Source organism: Pseudooceanicola nanhaiensis (assembly GCF_020171315.1).
GTDB lineage: Bacteria > Pseudomonadota > Alphaproteobacteria > Rhodobacterales > Rhodobacteraceae > Pseudooceanicola > Pseudooceanicola nanhaiensis_A.
Genome location: NZ_JAIUZP010000004.1, coordinates 275,029 through 292,841 on the forward strand (window position 1 = coordinate 275,029; position 17,813 = coordinate 292,841).

Sequence of the window (17,813 nt, forward strand, 5' to 3'; positions counted from 1 at the left end):
TTTAACGCATCCCGCGGCAGCGTCCACTCCCCTCAAACGCGAAAGCCCCCGCGCCCTTGCGGGGGCACGGGGGCTGCCTGCGGAAAAGGCAGGTCCTTACTGTTCGTTGCGATAGGCCGCGCGGCCCGCCGCCTCGCCGGTGGCGAAGGCAGTGCCCATGACCCGGATCGAGGCATAGGCCATGTCGTCCGCGCCGATCACCCGGCCCGCGAAATAGAGGTTGTCGAGCCCCTTGGCGCGCAGGCAGTCGAGCGGGATATCGGCAAAGCCCTCGCCCCCGATCGGGTGGTAGACCGGCTTGCCCGCGACGGAGTGATCCTCCATCGGCCAGGCGGCGCGGGCCACGCCATCGGGACGGCGGCGGCCGGTCTTGAGGTCCTCTCCCGTCAGCTCGTAGCGCGCGACGGGGTGGCGGCTTTCGCGGATGCCGATCTGCGGCCCGGTCTGGACGAGGTAGGCGTTCTGGAACCCCGGAACCTTCTCGCGCAGCACTTCGACGTAGTCATGCGCCGCCTCGCGCGAGGCGCGCTCTGCCTCGCTGAAGCTGCGGGAGGAGAGATCGGCCATGGGATGGTCGAACATCATCCACCACATCTCGCCGGTGCGGGGCACGATGGTGAAGATGCCGCCATCCTCCCGCGCCGTGGGATAGGCGCCAGTCTTGTTATATTCGCTGAAGGCCGCGATGATCGCGTCCCGGTCGATGGGCACCGACATGTCGCGCCCACCGATCCGCACCGGGGCCGAGACCGCCTGCAACTTGCCCTCGGCATTGCCGGTGCGGCAGGGCTGGCCCGCGACGAGCGAGAGGTTGGCATCGCCCGTGGCATCCACGAAGGCCTCTGCCGTGACCCGCTGACGTCCGTCCATGCCCGCAAGCGTGGCGCTCTCCAGCCGCGAGGCGGTGCGGGTGACGGCGGCGATGCGGGTGTGCAGCAGCACCTCCACCCCGTTCTTGGCCAGCACCCGGTCCATGGCGAGTTTCACCGCTTCCGGCTCCAGCAGGATGATCCAGTTGGAGGTGGTGGGCGACTTGAACGGTTCGCAGTCGAGGCCGAGGGCACGCAGCTCATCGAGCAGCAGGTCGGCGACGCCGCCCACGGCCTTGATCGGGTCCGGCCCCTGCTGGAAGAAGCCGCAGTAGGCCAGAACCTGCGAGGTGGTGGCCGCCCCGCCGAGGAAGCCGTATTTCTCCACCAGAAGGACCTTGGCGCCCTCGGCGGCAGCGCCGAGCGCCGCACCGATACCACCTGCCCCGCCCCCGGCGACGATCACGTCGTATGCGCTTTCGGGTTTGCGGCTCATGTCCGCCACCCCAGCACACGGCGTTCGATCAGCCCGATGGCGCCCGAGGTGATCACGCCGAGCAGCGAGAGGATCACCACGCCGGCGAAGAGCCGTTCGAGGTCATAGAGCGAGCCTGCTTCGAGGATATAGGCCCCGATGCCGTGCTGCGCGCCCAGCATTTCCGCCGCGACCAGCAGGATGATGGCGATGGCCAGCGAGATCCGCAGCCCCGAGAGGATGCCGGGCATGGCGCCGGGCAGCACGATCTTGCGCACGATGGAGAACCACGACAGGCCGAAGCTCTGCCCCATGCGGATCAGCGAGCGGTCCACGTTGTCCACCGCGCCGTAGGTGGCGACGACGGTGGGGGTGAAGGTGCCGAAGGCGATCAGCGCATATTTCGAGGATTCGTCGATGCCGAACCAGATCACGAAGAGCGGCAGCAGCGCGATCTTGGGGATCGGGAAGATCGCCGCCACCAGCGGCACGAGGCCCGCGCGGACATAGGAGAAAAGCCCGATCATCACGCCGACCGAGATGCCGACGATGGCCCCCAGCGAGGCGCCGACCGCCAGACGGGTCAGCGAGGGCACCAGATGCTCGAAGAGCTGGCCGGACTTGTAGAGCTGCACCAGCGTCGCCAGCACGTCCGAGGGGCGCGGCAGCGTCAGCGAGGAGATGAACCCGCTGCGGGTGCCGATCTCGATGAAGGCGATCAGGACGACGAAGACGATGGGCGCCATCCAGCGGTGCGGCTTGGCGACGAAGCCACCGCCACGGAAGCGGATTTCCATGGCCTCGTTGGGGGCCGCAGCCGGTGGCGGGGCCGAATGAAGGGTCGCGTCAGACATCAAGCAGCTCCTCATCTGCGGCACGCGCCTCTTCGCGCATGAGTGTCCAAAGGTGTTTCTGGGTGCGTTCCAGATCGGCGTCGGCAAAGCTGCGCTCGGTCAGGGGGCGGTCGATCTCGACCACCTCGCGGATCGCACCCGGGCGGCGCGAAAGCACCACGATCTTGTGCCCGAGGCGGACCGCCTCGTTCAGGTTGTGCGTGACGTAGACGGCGGTGAAGGGCTGCCGGTCCCAGAGCGCGATCAGGTCATCCATCAGCAGTTCGCGGGTCTGGCTGTCGAGCGCGGAAAGCGGCTCGTCCATCAGCATCACAGCGGGGTTCACCGCGAGGGCGCGGGCAATGGCCACCCGCTGCTTCATCCCGCCCGACAGCTGCTTGGGCAGCGCCTTGGCAAAGTCGGACAGCTTGGTGCGGGCCAGCACGTCGGCGATGATCTTGTCGGCCTTCGCGCCGCGGATGCCGTGATCCTCCAGCACCAGCGAGATGTTCCCGCGCACCGAGCGCCAGGGCAGCAGCGCGAAATCCTGGAAGACGTAGGTCAGCGGGTTGAGGCAGCCTTCGGGCGGCTGGCCCATCTGGAGCACGGCACCCTTGGTGGGGCGCTCCAGCCCGCCGATGAAACGCAGCAGCGTGGACTTGCCGCAACCGGAGGGGCCGACGAGGCAGACGATCTGCCCGGAGGGCACGTCGAGCGTGATGTCACGCAATACCTCGGTCTCGCCATAGTAATGGCTGATGCCGTCTAGTCGGATATCCATGGGGAACTCACTGAGGGTTTGCGGGACGGCACAGGGCCGCCCCGCGGGGTCGTTCGGACGTCAGGCGTCGATGGTTTCGACGTAGCTGGTGTCCACGAAGGTATCGAGGGTGATGTCGTTGGAGATCAGCCCTTCGGACTGCATCCACGCCAGCTGATCCGCCACCGAGGCGGTGTTCAGCGCGGCGCCCTCGTTGAGACGCATCGAGCCGTTGATGATCGACGGCGCGGCCTTCTCGAACTCACGGTCGGAATAGACGTACTGGTGGATGATCTTGACCATCTCCTGGATGGCCTCGTCCCCGTTCGTCTTGTCGACCATGGTGGCGTTGTAGTCGCTGACGCCCATGCCGAAGCCCTTGAGGAAGCTCTCGGTCAGGCCGCGCTCGTTGCCCGCGTTCTTCTGCGAGGTGAAGACCGTGGTCACCTGGTAGTTCGGCACCACGTCCGCGACCATGCCGATGGCGTGGACTTCCGGCGACCCGGCCAGCGCCTTGGCGATGTGGGGCACGATGGCCCAGGCATCGACCTGGCCCGACTTGAGCGCGCCGACGATGGCCCCGACCTTCTGCAGCGGCACGAATTCCGGCGCATCGACGCCCGCGTGCATCGCCGCCTTGGCGCCCATGTAGTGGAACGAGGAGCCCGCGGTGGTCACGCCGAAGCGACGGCCGGCAAGGCCCTCGATCGAGGTCAGCCCGTCCTGGAACGCCTTGTCCGAGGCGAGGTACATCTGGCCGTCGATGCCGGGCTCTTCCGACAGCGCGCCGCCGATGACCGTGACTGCGCCCTTCTGGGCGAGGTTGATCAGACCGCCGGTGATGGCGGTGACGCCGAAGTCCACGTCGCCCGAGGCGATCGCGACGGCCATGGGCTGTGCCGCTTCGAAGAACTTGAGTTCGACGTCGAGGCCCGCCTGCTCGAAGTAGCCCCGCTGCAGCGCGATGAAGCTGCCCGAGTGGCTGGTCAGGCTCATGGCACCCACCACGGCCTTGCGGTTCTGCGCCAGTGCCGGTGCGGCAAGGCTGGTGGCCGCCGCTGCGCCCATCAGGCCCAGCGTCTGGCGACGATTGAATTTAGTCATGTAGTCTCCTCCCAAAAAATCTGAAGTCAGGTTAGGTCCGCCCTTATGTCCTCCTCCTGCAGGGCAAGGGCAAGGTCTCTTTTACGCTGGATAATCGCATCCAGAAGAGCCTCTTGCCGGGCGGCACGTGCGGGGAAATCGACCCGCCCTTCGCGCAGCAGCGCCAGCCGGAACCGGCGCGACTGATTGTAGAACCTGTCCGCCGTCTCGATCAGGCGGGGCGAGCCGCAGGCCGAAAGCAGCGCCGCCGTGAAGGCACGGCAGGCCTCGTCCCATTGCAGCGCGGTGGTGTCGTCGGGGCTCTCCTGCACCGCCGCATCCGCACGGGCGAGCATGTGGCCCGAGGCGATCACCGCCGCCTCCCAGTCCACGCCGCCCTGCTCCAGCGACCGGGAGAACGCCAGGCGTTCCACCTCGATCCGCATCAGCAGGATGTCCTTCAGGTCATCGGCGGTGGCCGAGGTCACCCGGAAGCCGCGTTGGTTCGTGGCCTCCACCACGCCCTCCGCCACCAGCATCCGCAGCGTCTCGCGCATGGAATGGCCCGAGCCGCCGTAGCGTTGGCGCAGGGCTTCGATCTTGAGCTTCTCATCCGGGCGCAGACGGCCAAAGGCAATGTCGCGCTTCAACGCGGAGGCAAGCATCTGCACGATCGTGTCGTCATCGGATGTTTGTCGGCCGAAGAGCATTTCATACCCGGTTCTTGAAAATGTTGGATATTTTTGGAACATGCGACACAATCCTGTCAACTAGGGAAATACGCTGCCCTGCAGCGAGGGGGAGGAACGCCATGCAAATCACTGGAAAAACGAAATATATTCCGATCATCGGCCATCCGGCGTGGAAGGTCGTCTCGCCGCCCGCGATCAATGCCCGACTGGCGGAGGAGCGAGTCGACGCCGTCATGACGGCCCTCGACGTGACGCCCGAGGCGCTGCCCGCCTTCTGGACGCTGCTGCGCAGCTCCGAGACGATGCTGGGCTGTTCGATCACCTTCCCGCACAAGCAGCCGGCCTTCGACGAGGTCGACAGCCGCACCGACCGGGCAGACCGGCTGGGCGCGCTGAACACCTTGCGGCGGGGGGCCGATGGCAGCCTCACGGGCGATGCGACCGACGGGCTGGCGCTCTGCGCGGCGATCGCGGCGGCGGGTCATGACCTTGCGGGCCGCAGCGCGCGCATCGTGGGCGCGGGCGGCGGCGCGGGCCTCGCCATCGTGGATGCCTTCTGCGAGGCCGGGGTCACCGCGCTGGTATTGGCCGAGGCGGACCCGGCGCGGCTGGATGCGGTGATGGACCTGCTGGTGACGCATTGGCCGCGCGTCGCCCTGCTGGCCCCCGACAGCCCCGTGGATGTGCAGGTGAATGCCACCACGCTGGGGCTGAAGGAGACGGACACCCTGCCCTTCACGGATGCGGAGCTGCAATCGGCGGCCTTCGTCTGCGACATCGTCGGCCCCGCAGGCCAGACCGTGATGACCCGGCGGGCTGCCGCCCTTGGCACGCCCGTGGTGGACGGCGCTGCCATGGGCGAAGGTCAGGTCGCGGCGCAGCTGTCCTTCATCCTCGACCGGCCGCTGGCGGGCTGATCCGCCGCACCAAGGCAAAGGGCCCGCCATCTGCATGGCGGGCCCTGTTTTAGTGCACAAGCGGCGGGATCAGAAGAGGAAATCATCCGCCGAATAGGCCAGCCCGACGCCGATGTCGGACACCGCGACCCCGGCCAGCAGGATGCTGTCGGCCCCGGCCGAGATCAGGGCGTTGCCGCCCACATCGCTCAGGTGATTGGCCAGCAGGTCCGCGAAGCTCTCGATCTCCGTCACGTCGGAGAGGTCGATCTGCTCCTCGTCGAGGCTGTCGAAGTTCACCAGCGTGTCGTTGCCGAACCCATCCGCGAAGATGAAGAGATCCGCCGCACCGCCGCCGTTGAGCTTGTCGTCTCCAGCGCCGCCGATCATCGTGTCCTTGCCCGCGCCGCCGACCAGCCGGTCATCGCCCGCGCCGCCCTCCACGAGGTCCCAGCCAAAGCCGGCGCCGCCGCGCACGAGGTCGTTGCCGTCACCGCCCAGAACCGTATCCGCCCCGAGGCCGCCATCGACCGTGTCGTCGTTGCCGTCGCCGGAGAGCACGTCGTCGCCGTCCTCGCCGAAGAGCTTGTCGTTGGCATAGCCGCCCTCGGCGCTGTCGTCGCCGTCACCGCCGTAGATCCAGTCCTTCCCGGCCTCGCCAAGCAGCGTATCGGCCCCGGCCCCGCCAAAGAGGCGGTCGGTGTCGTTGCCCCCGATGAGCAGGTCGCGGTCGTCGCCCCCCTCGAGGGTGTCGTCGCCCGAGCCGCCGATCAGCGTGTCGTTCCCGGCCCCGCCGGCTAGGCTGTCATCGCCGAGGGCGCCGTCCAGCGAGTCATTGCCCGCGCGCCCGGCGATCTCGTCATCCCCGGCGCCGCCGGCGATCACGTTGTGACCGGTGGTGCCGAAGATCGTGTCGTTGCCCGAGGTGGCCAGAAGGTTCTCGAAGTTCGTGGCGCTTTCGGTGACGATGCCGCCGCCGGTGGAAAGCTCCACCACGCCACTGACGAGGTTGAAGAACCCGCCGCCGGTCTCGTCGGAGTAATCGACCGTGTCGATCCCATTGCCGCCGTCCAGCGTGTCGACGCCCGCGTTGCCCGCGATGAAATCGGCCCCGTCGTCGCCCCGCAGCGAGTCGTCACCGCCGCCACCGATCAGCGTATCGCTGCCGCTGTCGCCAGCGACAGAATCCGCCAGGTCCGAGCCGGTGAAGGCATCGTTGCCGCCCATCAGCCAGATGGTCGAGGTATTGAAATACTCGCTCACCCCGCTGAGGTCGAAGGTGTTCGCCGCCTCGGTGCCAAAGATGCCCCACCACATGTCCAGCTGCTCGACCGATGCTGCCGCATCGAGGATCAGCGAGTTTGCAGTGCCGAGGTAGATTTGCACGCGGTCGGTCCCCGCCCCCCCGACGAAGGTGTCCTGACCGGAGTAGCTGCCCGCGAGGAAGAGGTCGTTGCCCGCGCCGCCAAGGAAGAGGTTGCTGCCCTCTCCGCCCGAGAGCGTATCATTGCCGTTGCCGCCGTCCAGCACGTCATTGCCGGCTTCACCGCGCAGGCTGTCGTTACCGCCCAGACCGATGAGCGTGTCGTGGCCTTCCCAGCCGTTGACCGAATCCCCGAAGCTCGACCCGGTGAAGCTGTCGGCGCCCGCGTAGAGGTCAATCGCGGTCGTCCCGATGACGCTGCTGACCCCGGAGAGGTCGAAGATATCCGCCTCCGAAGTCCCGGAGAGCCCATAGCTCATGTCGAGCACTTCGACAGAGGCTGCCGCATCGAGGATGAGACGCGAGGTGGTGTAGCCCCAGGTCTGCAGCGTGTCGGTGCCCGCGCCGCCGCGATAGGTGTCGGCCCCGTTGAAGCTGGACAAGTAGAAGAGGTCGTCGCCCGCGCCCCCGTCGAGGTAGTCGTTGCCGGTGCCACCATCCATCGTGTCGTCGCCGGCGCCACCGAAGAGCGTGTCTTTGCCATAGCCCCCGTCGACCGAATCCCCGGTCTGGGTGCCGATGAAGCTGTCGTCGCCATCCCCCATGTCGACCCAGTAGCCGTTCGTGATCTGCAAGACGCCCGAGAGGTCGAAGGTATTCGCCTCGCTGGTGCCGCTGATACCCCAGCCGGCCATGTCGAGCACTTCGATCGAGGCGTCCTCGTCGAGGATGAGCTCTGCAAAGCTGTAGCCGTTGGCCTGAAGCGTATCGGTCCCCTCCCCGCCGAGGAAGGTATCCCGGCTGTCGAAGGCGTTGCTGTAGAAGAGATCGTCCCCTGCGCCGCCATCGAGGAAGTCGTTTCCGTCGCCACCGCTCAGCGTGTCGTTGCCAAGCCCGCCGAGCAGCGTGTCGTAGCCCAGGCCACCGTCGACGGAATCGCCGAGCGCCGAGCCGATGAAGCTGTCGTCCCCGTCCCCGAGGTAGATGCCGCCCGCGCTGATGAACGAGGTCACCCCGGAGAGGTCGAAGATGTCATCGCCGTAGGTGCCATAGAGCCCGAAGGTCATGTCCAGCACTTCGACGGACTTCGCGGCATCGAGGATCAGTTCCTGGAAATCGTAGCCGTTGCTCTGAAGCGTGTCCTGCCCGTCGCCGCCGATGTAGACATCCCGCGAACCGAAGGTGCTGACATAGAAGAGATCGTCGCCTGCGCCGCCATTCAGCGTATCCAGGCCGTCCTCGCCGTAGAGGACATCGTCCCCGCTTCCGCCCGAGATCAGGTCATTCCCGTCGCCGCCGTAGATCGTGTCGTTGCCGGCGTTGCCGTTCAGGGTGTCGGCGCCGCCGTTGCCCCAGATCTCGTCATCGAATGCGGTTCCGTTGATCAGATTCGCAAACTGGTTTCCGTTGAAGCTCGCCATCAGCTCCCCCCCCTCTATTTCCTTGTGCCCGATCGGGCTTGAAAAACGTTCACGCAAACAAAAAAGTTAACAGGTTCAAAAACCTGCCCGGACGGTGATCTGGCCGATCGCTGCCGCATGTGTCAACCGCCCAGTTCTGGGGGGCCGGACTGTGGTGTCCTGCGGACACGTCCCTCGCTGGGCCCCGCCAGGCCCCGCCGCCGCCCCGTCTGCGCTTGACTTGCCCCCGCAGGCACGGACACTTCGAGACCGACAGTCTCGCGGGTGGCAGAACGCCCGCAGGACGCAAGCCAAGAAGCGGGACATGACAGAAATCCGGATCGAGCGGCAGATCACCCTTCCCGACGACCTGAGGGTGGCGCGGGCGCGCAGTGCGCCCCATCTGGGTCCGCGGATCCTGTTCTTCAGCGGCGGCAGCGCGCTGAACGGCATCTCGCGGCAGCTGAAGACCTATACGTTCAACTCCGTGCACCTGATCACGCCCTTCGACAGCGGCGGCAGTTCGCAGGTCCTGCGTCAGGCCTTCGACATGCCCGCCGTGGGCGACCTGCGCAGCCGGCTGATGGCGCTTGCCGATGAAACCGTGCTGGGACAGCCGGACATCTACGCGCTCTTCAGCTATCGCCTGCCCCGGGAGGGCGCGCCGGAGGCGCTGCGCGCCGAGGTGGAGCGGATCGCCACGGGCCAGCACCCGCTGATCGCCGCCGTGGCACAGCCGATGCGGTCGCTGATCCGGACCCAGTTGCGCCACCTCCTCGCCGCCGCGCCCGAGGGGTTCGACTATCGCAACGCCAGCATCGGCAACCTGATCCTCGCGGGCGGCTATCTCAGCAACGGGCGCAAGCTGGAGCCGGTGCTCTTCCTGATGTCCAAGATGGTGGATGTGCGCGGGACCGTGCGTGCCGTCGTGGACGACACGCTGCAACTGGGGGTCACGCTGCAGGACGGACGCCGGATCATCGGCCAGCGTCTGATCAGCGGCAAGGAGGGCCCGGCGCTCGACAGCCCCGTCACGCGCTGCTTCCTCAGCGACGGAGAGGCCGAGATCGCCCCGGGGCAGATCACCCTGCCAAAGCGGAACCGCCGGTTCATCACCCAGGCGGACGTCATCTGCTACCCGCCCGGCAGCCTCTATTCCAGCGTCGTGGCCAACCTGCTTCCGGCGGGTGTCGGTCGGACCATCGCCGCGCGGCGGGTGCCGAAGGTCTACCTGCCCAGCCTCGGCACCGATCCCGAGGCGCTCGGCCATTCGCTGGCCGATCAGGTGGGGGCGCTGCTGGCCCCGCTGCAGGCGGACTGTGGTCCGGGCACAGGTGCGCGGCGGCTCCTGACCCATGTGCTCTGCGACAGCTCCGTCGCGCAGGACAGCTGCGCCGAGGTCGAAGCGCGCCACGGCCTGCCCTGTCACCGCATCGACCTGCGCCAGGAGGCCGCGCCCAAGTACGATCCCGTGAAGGTCGCGGAGGCGCTCGTCTCGCTGGCGTAATCGCGCGCGCCTGCAAGCGCGAGCGATGGCAGGATGGTACGTGGATTGTCAGGGGGAATGGTGGGTGATGAGAGACTCGAACTCCCGACATCTTCGGTGTAAACGAAGCGCTCTACCAACTGAGCTAATCACCCGGGACCGCCGATGTAGCAACGCCGGGTGGGAGAGGCAAGAGCCGAAATGACCCTGCCCCCCTTCATCGTCTTCACCGACCTCGACGGCACGCTTCTGGACCACGAGAGCTATTCCTGGGAGGCCGCCCGGCCTGCACTCGACGCCCTCGAAGCGCTCGGGGTGCCGGTGATCCTCGCCTCATCCAAGACCGCCGCGGAAATCGCGCCGCTGCGGGCCGAACTCGGGCGCGCCTGGTGCCCTGCCATCGCGGAAAACGGCGCGGGGTTGCTGGCACCGGGCGCCGATCCGCAGGAACCGGGGCCGGTCTACCGCGAATTGCGCGCGCGGCTCGATCAGCTGGCGCCCGAGATGCGGGCCCGGTTCACCGGTTTCGGGGATTGGACCGACGCCGAGGTGGCCCAGGTGACCGGCCTTCCGGCCGAGAACGCCCGCCTCGCCCGTATCCGCGCCTTTTCCGAGCCCGGCGTCTTTGACGGGACCGAGGCCGAGGAAGCGGCCTTCGTCGCGGCGCTGGAGGCGCTCGGCGTGGCCTCCCGGCGCGGCGGACGGTTCCTGACGCTGTCGCTTGGCGGCACCAAGGCCGACCGGATGGCCGAGGCCGCCGCCGCCTGGCCCGGATGCCGGACCGTGGCGCTTGGCGATGCGCCCAATGACGTGGAAATGTTGCAGACGGCTGATATCGGCATTGTCATTGCGAACGATCACGCCAAACCCCTGCCCGCCCTCGAGGGCGAGGCCGAGGGGCGGATCCGCCGCAGCACAAAAATCGGCCCCGCGGGTTGGAACGAGATGATCCTGAAGCTAGTTTCTGAGGTGGGATAACAAGAACACGGCCGGCACCGCGGCCAGAATGACAGGGGAACTCGGGTGGCGGACTTTCACCAGAACGGCAATATCGCAACGATTCACAACCTTCGGACACGCTCCACCGCGGATATGACGCGGGAGCTGGAAACCTTCGCCGCCACGCGCAAGATCAGCCTCATCCTGCCCTCGCTCTATTCCGAGCTTGAGGGCGAGGCGCTGCCCAACATCCTCAAGGAACTGGCCGAGGTGCCCTACCTCCACCGGATCGTCATCGGCCTCGACCGGGCGGATGAGGCGCAATACCGCCACGCGCGGGAATTCTTCTCGGTCCTGCCGCAGAACCACGTGGTGATCTGGAACGACAGCCCGCGGATGCTGGAAATCCAGGCCCGGCTGGAGGGCCTCGGCCTGGCGCCGGCAGAGCCCGGCAAGGGCAAGAACGTCTGGTCCTGCCTCGGCTTCCTCATCGCCTGCGCCGACAGCGCGGTGGTGGCGATCCACGATTGCGACATCGTCACCTACGACAAGGAGATGCTGGCGCGTCTCGTCTACCCGGTGGCGAACCCGAATTTCCCCTACCAGCTGGCCAAGGGCTATTATCCCCGTATCGGCAGCGGCAAGATCAATGGCCGGGTCAGCCGGATGCTGGTCTCGCCCCTGCTCATCGCGCTCAAGCGCGTGGTGGGCGACCGGGATTACCTCGATTACCTGCGCGCCTTCCGCTATCCGCTCTCCGGCGAGATGGCGATGCGCACCACGGTGCTGCCGGACCTGCGCATCCCCTCGGACTGGGGGCTGGAGATCGGCGTGCTGTCGGAGGCCTGGCGCAACCTCGCGCCCAAGTCGGTCTGCCAGGTCGAGATCTCGGACGCCTATGACCACAAGCACCAGGAGCTGAGCCCGGAGGACAAGACCCAGGGCCTCAGCCGCATGTCCATCGACATCTGCAAGGCGGTGTTCCGCAAGCTGGCCGCCGATGGCACGGTCTTCACCGAGGAGGTCTTCCGCACGCTCAAGGCGACCTACTACCGCTCGGCGCTGGACCTGCTCGACAGCTACTACAACGATGCCAAGACCAACGGGCTCTACGTCGACCGGCACCAGGAAGAGGCCGCGATCGAGATGTTCGCAGAGAACATCATCGAGGCCGGTCACACCTTCCTCGAAAACCCGGCGGAGACACCCTTCATCCCGACGTGGAACCGCGTCCATTCCGCCGATCCCGACCTGATGACCGACATGTTGCAGGCGGTGGCCAAGGACCTCTCCGACTACCAATAACGCCCGAGCAGGGCGGGCAAGAATTTTCGAAAATTCTTGTCAAAATTCTTCGAAGAATTTTGCCGCATCACTCTTGCCGCGTCCCGGAAGGGGCGCGGTTTTCTCTTGCGGACCGGCCCGGTGGCTGCCCCGGAACATGCGCATTTTCCGGCCCGTTTTCTTCGCAGAAAACGGGCAGCGCCGCGGCCCTGTCAGAGCGCCGTCAGACGCTCCAGATCGTGGGGATGGGTCATGGCCGCCTTCGCGCGGTCCAGCGCGCGGATGGCGACGGCGGCCGCGGTCTCGGCGATCACCGGGTCGGGATGGGATCGCAGCGCCGTCAGGCTGCGGCGCAGGGCAAGGCCCACCTCCACCTGCCCCGCCCCGTCGCGCGCCAGCGGCTCCAGCGTGTCGGTGATCAGCGCGGCGCGGTCCAGGGGCGGCACCCAGAGCCGGTCATGCAGCACCTCGCCGGGGTCCATCGGGCGGTCCTGACGCATCAGGATGCGGGCGATCCGCCCGGTGATGTCGATGGCGGTGCCCGGGTCATTCACCCCGGGCGACAGGGCGCGCTGCCCGATCTCGGACAGGCAGAGCAGGCCGAAATGCGGATCCTGCGTGAAGTTGCGCAGGCTCCCGATGGAGATGTTGCGATGCACCGCCTCCTCCAGCGTCTCGTCCGCGCGCGAGATGCGGGCCAGCACCTCGCCCCGGTGCACGAAGCGGCCCACGGGGATCAGCAGCCAGACCTTGGCATCGGCGGTCTCGGCCGCGTCCTGCAGCACGTCCTGAAAGATCTGCTGGACGAAACCGGTGTCGCGGGCGCGCACCGCATGGGTGTCTTCGGGCGGGGCCTCCCGCAGGGGATGACAGCCAAGCGCCGCATGTTCGCAGCGCATGTCGAAGGCGATGGCGGTCTGGTCCTCGACCCGCGAGGCGGTCTCGATCAGGCTGCCGAGGACTTCAAGATGGGAAATCCAGCGGATGATCGCCACGATGATCAGCAGCAGCACGAAGCAGGTCACCCCGAAGAGCACGACGAGTTCCTGCGCGCGGAACACTTCCGTGTCGCGCAGGATGATCGCGAGCAGCGCGTAGAGATAGGCCCCGACGAAGGTGGCCAGCACCGTGTGCGTGGTCGTGTCCTGCAACAGGATCTGATGCGCGCGCGGGGTCCATGTGCTGCTGACGGCCCGGTGGGTGGCCGCCATGACGCCGAGGGAGAATGTCGTCACCGCCAGCATGCTGTCCGCGATGATGCGCAGCAGCTGGTCCACCGTGTCGGCCCCCACCAGCCCCTCCAGCCCCGGCGGGATCAGCCGGCCGAATATCTTGGCCAGCCCGATCGCCACGATGGCCAGCAGGGCGATCAGCAGGACACGCACATAGAGGAGCCGCGAAGTATCGCGCAGGCGGCGCAGCAGCGTTGGGATCATGCGGGGTCGTCTCCGTTCCGTCTTCCGGCCCGGTTGGACCGGGCGCATTCGTCTGCGCCATATCTAGCGCGTCCCGGCCCGGCGGCGAGACCCCGGCCGCGGGTGAAAGCCCCTCAAGCTGGCCCTGATAGAAAGTCCTGCCGTGCGGGACATCTGGTCAGCGTCGCGGGGCCGTGGTTATCTTCGCCCATGACACAGCCCCTGCCCGCCATCCTGATCCTCGCCGCCGGATCCTCGTCCCGGATGCGGGGCGCGGACAAGCTGATGCAGGAGGTCGCGGGCGGACCGCTGATCGCGACGCTGGCGGCCCGGGCCGCGGCCACCGGCGCGCCGGTCTTCGTCGCCCTGCCCGGGCTGGCGCATCCCCGCGCGCAGGCGCTTGCGACCACGCCCGTGACGCTTGTCCCGGTGCCCGATGCTGCCGAGGGCATGGCCGCCTCGCTCCGCGCCGGTCTCCTCGCCCTGCCCGATGAGACGCCCGCCGTCCTTGTCACCCCCGGCGACATGCCAGAGCTGACGCAGGCGGATTTCGCCACGCTCCTCGCGGCCCATGCCGCGGCCCCGGGCGAGACGGCGCGCGGCGCTTCCGGCGAGAGGCCCGGGCATCCGGTGCTCTTCCCCCGCGCCCTTTTCCCCGACCTGCTGCGCCTTACCGGCGATCAGGGCGGGCGCGCGGTGCTCAAGGCCCATCCGCCCCGGCTGATCCCCCTGCCCGGCGCCCATGCGCTGACCGACCTCGACACGCCCGAGGCCTGGGCCGACTGGCGCGCCGCCGGGGGCGCATGATCCGTCTCACATCAGCGTCACATCCCGCCCCTATGCTCCCGCAGAGCAGACGCGAGAGGAGACGCCATGCCCCGCCTTCCAGCCCCCGTCGCGGCCTACATAGAAGCCTACAACGCAGGAGACGTTGACGGCATGCTGACCCAGCTGGCGCAGGATGCGCTCTACCAGGCCATCCGCGACGGAGAGATCACCGCCGAGGCGGTGAACCGGGACGAGTTCGAAAGCCTCGCCCGAGCGGCCGCACCGGGTTTCCCGCATCATCCGTTGTGCGTGACACAGGCCATTACCGTCGGCGACACCACCGCGCTGCGCCTGCGCCGCGCGACAGTTCCCGACGCCGCCCCCATGGCACCTGCCACGGGTCCGCGCGGCGCAGGCCGCGGGCGGGACCGGGCGGGCTCCGCGCTCTTCCGGCTGCGCCGGGACCGGATCATCCGCATCCTCGAGTCCGACTGACACGCGCGCCGTCCGCCGGAACCGAATGCGCAGGAACCGGGTCGGCAGGGCACGGGCCCGCAGGCCATGCTGGGGGCGGTCCAACAGAGGAGCCTCCCATGACCTTCCGCATCCATGCCCTGTCCCCGGAACCCTTCGCGCCGCTCTTTGCCCTGTCGGAGGACGAACTGGCCGGGCGCAACGCCCTGCGCCGCATCGTGACGGCCCAGCCCGGCGCCCCCTGCCGTGTGAGCCTGGCCGATGCCGCGCCCGGTGAAACCGTGCTGCTGCTCAACTACACCCACCTGCCCGTCGACAGCCCCTACCAGTCCCGCCACGCGATCTATGTCCGCGAGGGCGCGACACAGGCCCATCCCGAACCGGGCGAGGTGCCGGAGGTGCTGCTGCGGCGGCTGATCTCGGTCCGGTATTTCGACGAGGATGACCTGATGTGCGGCGCCGAGGTGGTCGAGGGATCGCGCCTCGCAAGGGCGCTGACCCGCGGCATGGCCGAGCCGGAGGTGCGCTATGCCCACCTGCATTTCGCCGGGGCGGGCTGTTTCGCCGCCAGCGTCAGCCACGCCGCCTGAACCGACGCGCCCCCCTGAAACGAAAAAAACGCCGGCCCGGTCGGGCGGCGCATCGTGGGGGTAAGCCTGGGAAAGGGAGGTTGCCCTCCCTTTCCCTGACCATCCGCAGACAGGGTGAAGCGTCCGCGAATGAGCTGCATATTCCGTGGCGCACCGACGCGCCGGGGGACGCGTCGGAGGGCCTTTGTCTGGGAATGGCTTACTTGGCCAGCAGGGCGGCTTCGTGGCGCTTCAGCGTGCGGCGGGCTGCCGCGTAGTTCGAGACGCCTTCCTCTTCCTTCAGTTCGGGGAAGAGTTCGAAGATCTCGTTGCGCTGTGCGTTGCCGAGGCCGTCCAGGGTCTGGTGACCGGGCTGGAAGCTTTCGGTCCACGACCCGTCCGAGAGCACAACTTCGTGGCGGTCGAACATGAAGTGGATGTAGGTGGTGCCCATGGTATCGACGGTGTCGATGCCCTTGAGACCCACAAGGTGCTTGGCGGCAACGAGGACCTCACGCTCTTCGAAGTAGAGCGCGGTCTTGTCGTTGTTCACCAGAACGCGGTGGTTCGGCGAGACCAGCATGTCACGCTCGGGCAGGCCGTAGCCGAGCGAGCCCTTCTGGATCAGGACCGGACGCAGGTGCGATGCACGGGCGAGTTCCTGTGCGGACATCTGGCGGGCACCGGTCCAGCGAATTTCCTGGATGCCGTTGTCGCGGGTGATGATCCGGTCGCCTGCGCGCAGTTCCTCGACCAGACGCTCGCCCTTGGGCGTGGCGATCAGGGTGCCGGGGGTGAAGCAGGGGATGACGTTCTCGATGTCCTCGAAGGTCGCGGTGCCGGTCAGCTCATCGTCAGCGTCGTAGAATTCGACGGTGCCGTCCTCGGGGTTGGTGTCCGAGTAGATGACCTTCAGGCTGCCGCCATCGGGGGCCGAGCCGCGCAGGTCGAGCGTGTCGTAGTCGACCTCGTCGCCCGAACCGCCGTCGATGAAATCGCCCGCGGTTGCGCCCTTGAAGACGTCGCGGTCGTTGTCGCCGCCGTACATCTCGTCGTTGCCGTCGCTCGAGTAGAAGACGTCGTCGCCGCCTTCGCCGTAGAGCGTGTCATTGCCGGTGCCGCCGAGCAGCGTGTCGTTCCCATCGGGCACGTCGAAGTAGATGTCGGTGACGTTGACCTCGGAGGAGTGATCGCCGTCCTGCGTGTGGCAGATGACGATCTTCGAAACCGGGCCCTCGATCGAGACCAGCACGGAGGTGCTGACGTCGGTGGGATCGGTGATCGAGTCGTCAGCCGAGACCGAGGAGCCGTTGACGATGGTCGAGTCGCCCGCATCGAGGGTCACGTCGATGAAGTTGCCGTCCGCGTCGTAGGCGCAGATCACGACGTTCGAGTCGTAGTCGATGTCGTTGATCCGGAACGACACGTCGGTGACTTCCTCGTCGAAGTCCCACTCGTAGGTCGCGGATTCACCGTTCTCCTGGACCCAGGAGGCCAGCGAGGAATGGCTGTCCACGTCCGAACCGTCATCCTCGATGCCGTCGGTCAGCTGTTCGTTGCCGTCGAACTGGGTGATCGGGGTGAGGTTGGAGCTGGAAATGGTGAAGGTGACGTTCACCGAACCGGTGTTCTGGGTGAAGGTCGTGGGCGTGTCTTCGTACTGGGACAGCTCGCCGTCGCCGGTGGTGTCCGGCGTCAGGCTCCACTGGAAGACTTCGCGGGCATCGACGGGCTCGCCGGTCTCGGGATCGTAGTTCGAATCCGCGTAGACCAGGTTGTCGCCGTAGCCGACGTTGATGAAATCATCGCCACCGCCGCCGTACACCTCGTCGTTGCCTTCGCCGGTGTAGATCGTGTCGTTGCCGCCGCCGGCCACGACGATGTCGTCGTCGCCTTCCTCACCGGGGAGGATCGCGTCATCGTTGTCGATCATGTCGCCTTCGGGATCACCGGTATAGGCGAGGTCGATACGGTTGGCTTCGTTGTTGCCCGAGACGATGCCGTCCCCGGTTTTCGAGCCAGTGGTGTCGGAGTCAGTCGGCGTAATGCAGCCGCAATTGGAAGTATAGATCGTCATTTCTTTTCACCCTCAAAGGCCATGCGGACCGGCAGTTGGTCCGTTTGCAGCGACCCCGGCGCAAACTTGCCGGACCTGTTAATCCCGCTTCACCTGGCGTTTGAGGAGTGCTTGTGATCCGATCCGGGGCCGAACCGCAGCAGGTTCGGGCAGGCAGCAACCGATCGTCCCGATACCCCCGTATCGGTTGACCAGTTTCGGAACTGGCAGCACATCCTACGGATGCCTGTGGTGTAACGGTGGCCGCCCCATGGCCAGCAGTCTTGTGCCCCCCAGTCGGGCAAGACCTTGATAACGACGCATTTGCCTCAAACAAAGCGAAATTCGTCCGAAATGCGGCAGCGAGACGGCGTCCAGCGGGCAGAATTGGACGAAAAAACACAACTCATAGGTGTGCTTGTTTCCGTTTTAGCGAACGACCGACGCGGGG

At 67.0% G+C, this 17,813-nt stretch carries 15 protein-coding genes and 1 tRNA gene; 7 read left to right on the plus strand and 9 right to left on the minus strand.

The features are described from left to right. Window positions 1–96 precede the first annotated feature (96 nt). From LCM32_RS06215 to LCM32_RS06235, 5 genes are read right to left on the minus strand one after another with little or no spacing between them, the layout of a single operon-like run. Complete coding sequence (locus tag LCM32_RS06215) at window positions 97–1,305, minus strand: FAD-dependent oxidoreductase (RefSeq protein ID WP_224820194.1); 1,209 nt, start codon at window positions 1,303–1,305, stop codon at window positions 97–99. After that, window positions 1,302–2,138, minus strand: a complete 837-nt coding sequence (locus tag LCM32_RS06220) for an ABC transporter permease (RefSeq protein WP_412070666.1) — start codon at window positions 2,136–2,138, stop codon at window positions 1,302–1,304. The genes LCM32_RS06215 and LCM32_RS06220 overlap by 4 nt, the downstream gene beginning before the upstream one ends. Beyond that, window positions 2,131–2,898, minus strand: coding sequence for an ABC transporter ATP-binding protein (locus LCM32_RS06225; protein ID WP_224820195.1), 768 nt, complete (start codon window positions 2,896–2,898; stop codon window positions 2,131–2,133). The genes LCM32_RS06220 and LCM32_RS06225 overlap by 8 nt, the downstream gene beginning before the upstream one ends. A 60-nt stretch (window positions 2,899–2,958) precedes the next feature. Continuing rightward, window positions 2,959–3,981 (minus strand): ABC transporter substrate-binding protein, encoded by a 1,023-nt coding sequence (locus LCM32_RS06230; protein WP_224820196.1) that lies wholly within the window; start codon window positions 3,979–3,981, stop codon window positions 2,959–2,961. 26 nt (window positions 3,982–4,007) lie between these two features. Further along, complete coding sequence (locus tag LCM32_RS06235; RefSeq protein WP_224820197.1) at window positions 4,008–4,670, minus strand: GntR family transcriptional regulator; 663 nt, start codon at window positions 4,668–4,670, stop codon at window positions 4,008–4,010. 101 nt (window positions 4,671–4,771) lie between these two features. On the opposite strand from LCM32_RS06235, the gene LCM32_RS06240 reads away from it, so the two are divergent. Next, window positions 4,772–5,569, plus strand: a complete 798-nt coding sequence (locus LCM32_RS06240) for a shikimate dehydrogenase family protein (protein WP_224820198.1) — start codon at window positions 4,772–4,774, stop codon at window positions 5,567–5,569. 69 nt (window positions 5,570–5,638) lie between these two features. On the opposite strand, the gene LCM32_RS06245 is transcribed toward LCM32_RS06240, so the two are convergent. After that, window positions 5,639–8,392 carry a calcium-binding protein gene (locus LCM32_RS06245; protein ID WP_224820199.1) on the minus strand — a complete coding sequence of 918 codons (2,754 nt, stop codon included), beginning with the start codon at window positions 8,390–8,392 and terminating at the stop codon, window positions 5,639–5,641. A gap of 304 nt (window positions 8,393–8,696) precedes the next feature. Here LCM32_RS06245 and LCM32_RS06250 point away from each other — a divergent pair, with 304 nt between their 5' ends. Continuing rightward, window positions 8,697–9,878, plus strand: a complete 1,182-nt coding sequence (locus LCM32_RS06250; RefSeq protein ID WP_224820200.1) for a GAK system CofD-like protein — start codon at window positions 8,697–8,699, stop codon at window positions 9,876–9,878. A gap of 58 nt (window positions 9,879–9,936) precedes the next feature. On the opposite strand, the gene LCM32_RS06255 is transcribed toward LCM32_RS06250, so the two are convergent. Continuing rightward, a tRNA-Val gene (locus LCM32_RS06255) sits at window positions 9,937–10,012 on the minus strand. Window positions 10,013–10,058: 46 nt separating this feature from the next. Here LCM32_RS06255 and LCM32_RS06260 point away from each other — a divergent pair. Together LCM32_RS06260 and LCM32_RS06265 are read left to right on the plus strand one after the other, a co-directional pair. After that, the gene (locus LCM32_RS06260; protein ID WP_224820201.1) at window positions 10,059–10,835 is read left to right on the plus strand and encodes an HAD-IIB family hydrolase; all 777 of its coding nucleotides are present in this window, start codon (window positions 10,059–10,061) and stop codon (window positions 10,833–10,835) included. 45 nt (window positions 10,836–10,880) lie between these two features. Next, window positions 10,881–12,101 (plus strand): glycosyl transferase, encoded by a 1,221-nt coding sequence (locus LCM32_RS06265; protein WP_224820202.1) that lies wholly within the window; start codon window positions 10,881–10,883, stop codon window positions 12,099–12,101. Window positions 12,102–12,292: 191 nt separating this feature from the next. On the opposite strand, the gene LCM32_RS06270 is transcribed toward LCM32_RS06265, so the two are convergent. Further along, window positions 12,293–13,516, minus strand: coding sequence for a DUF2254 domain-containing protein (locus LCM32_RS06270; protein ID WP_224820203.1), 1,224 nt, complete (start codon window positions 13,514–13,516; stop codon window positions 12,293–12,295). A gap of 189 nt (window positions 13,517–13,705) precedes the next feature. Here LCM32_RS06270 and LCM32_RS06275 point away from each other — a divergent pair, with 189 nt between their 5' ends. The 3 genes from LCM32_RS06275 to LCM32_RS06285 all read left to right on the plus strand — a co-directional run bounded on the left by LCM32_RS06275 (window position 13,706) and on the right by LCM32_RS06285 (window position 15,327). Beyond that, complete coding sequence (locus LCM32_RS06275; RefSeq protein WP_224820204.1) at window positions 13,706–14,302, plus strand: NTP transferase domain-containing protein; 597 nt, start codon at window positions 13,706–13,708, stop codon at window positions 14,300–14,302. Window positions 14,303–14,368: 66 nt separating this feature from the next. Further along, window positions 14,369–14,758 carry a nuclear transport factor 2 family protein gene (locus tag LCM32_RS06280; RefSeq protein WP_224820205.1) on the plus strand — a complete coding sequence of 130 codons (390 nt, stop codon included), beginning with the start codon at window positions 14,369–14,371 and terminating at the stop codon, window positions 14,756–14,758. A 98-nt stretch (window positions 14,759–14,856) separates the two neighbouring features. After that, window positions 14,857–15,327, plus strand: a complete 471-nt coding sequence (locus tag LCM32_RS06285; RefSeq protein ID WP_224820206.1) for a DUF1203 domain-containing protein — start codon at window positions 14,857–14,859, stop codon at window positions 15,325–15,327. Between the two features lie 199 nt (window positions 15,328–15,526). On the opposite strand, the gene LCM32_RS21950 is transcribed toward LCM32_RS06285, so the two are convergent. Then, window positions 15,527–17,383, minus strand: coding sequence for a Hint domain-containing protein (locus LCM32_RS21950; RefSeq protein WP_263618106.1), 1,857 nt, complete (start codon window positions 17,381–17,383; stop codon window positions 15,527–15,529). Window positions 17,384–17,813 lie beyond the last annotated feature (430 nt).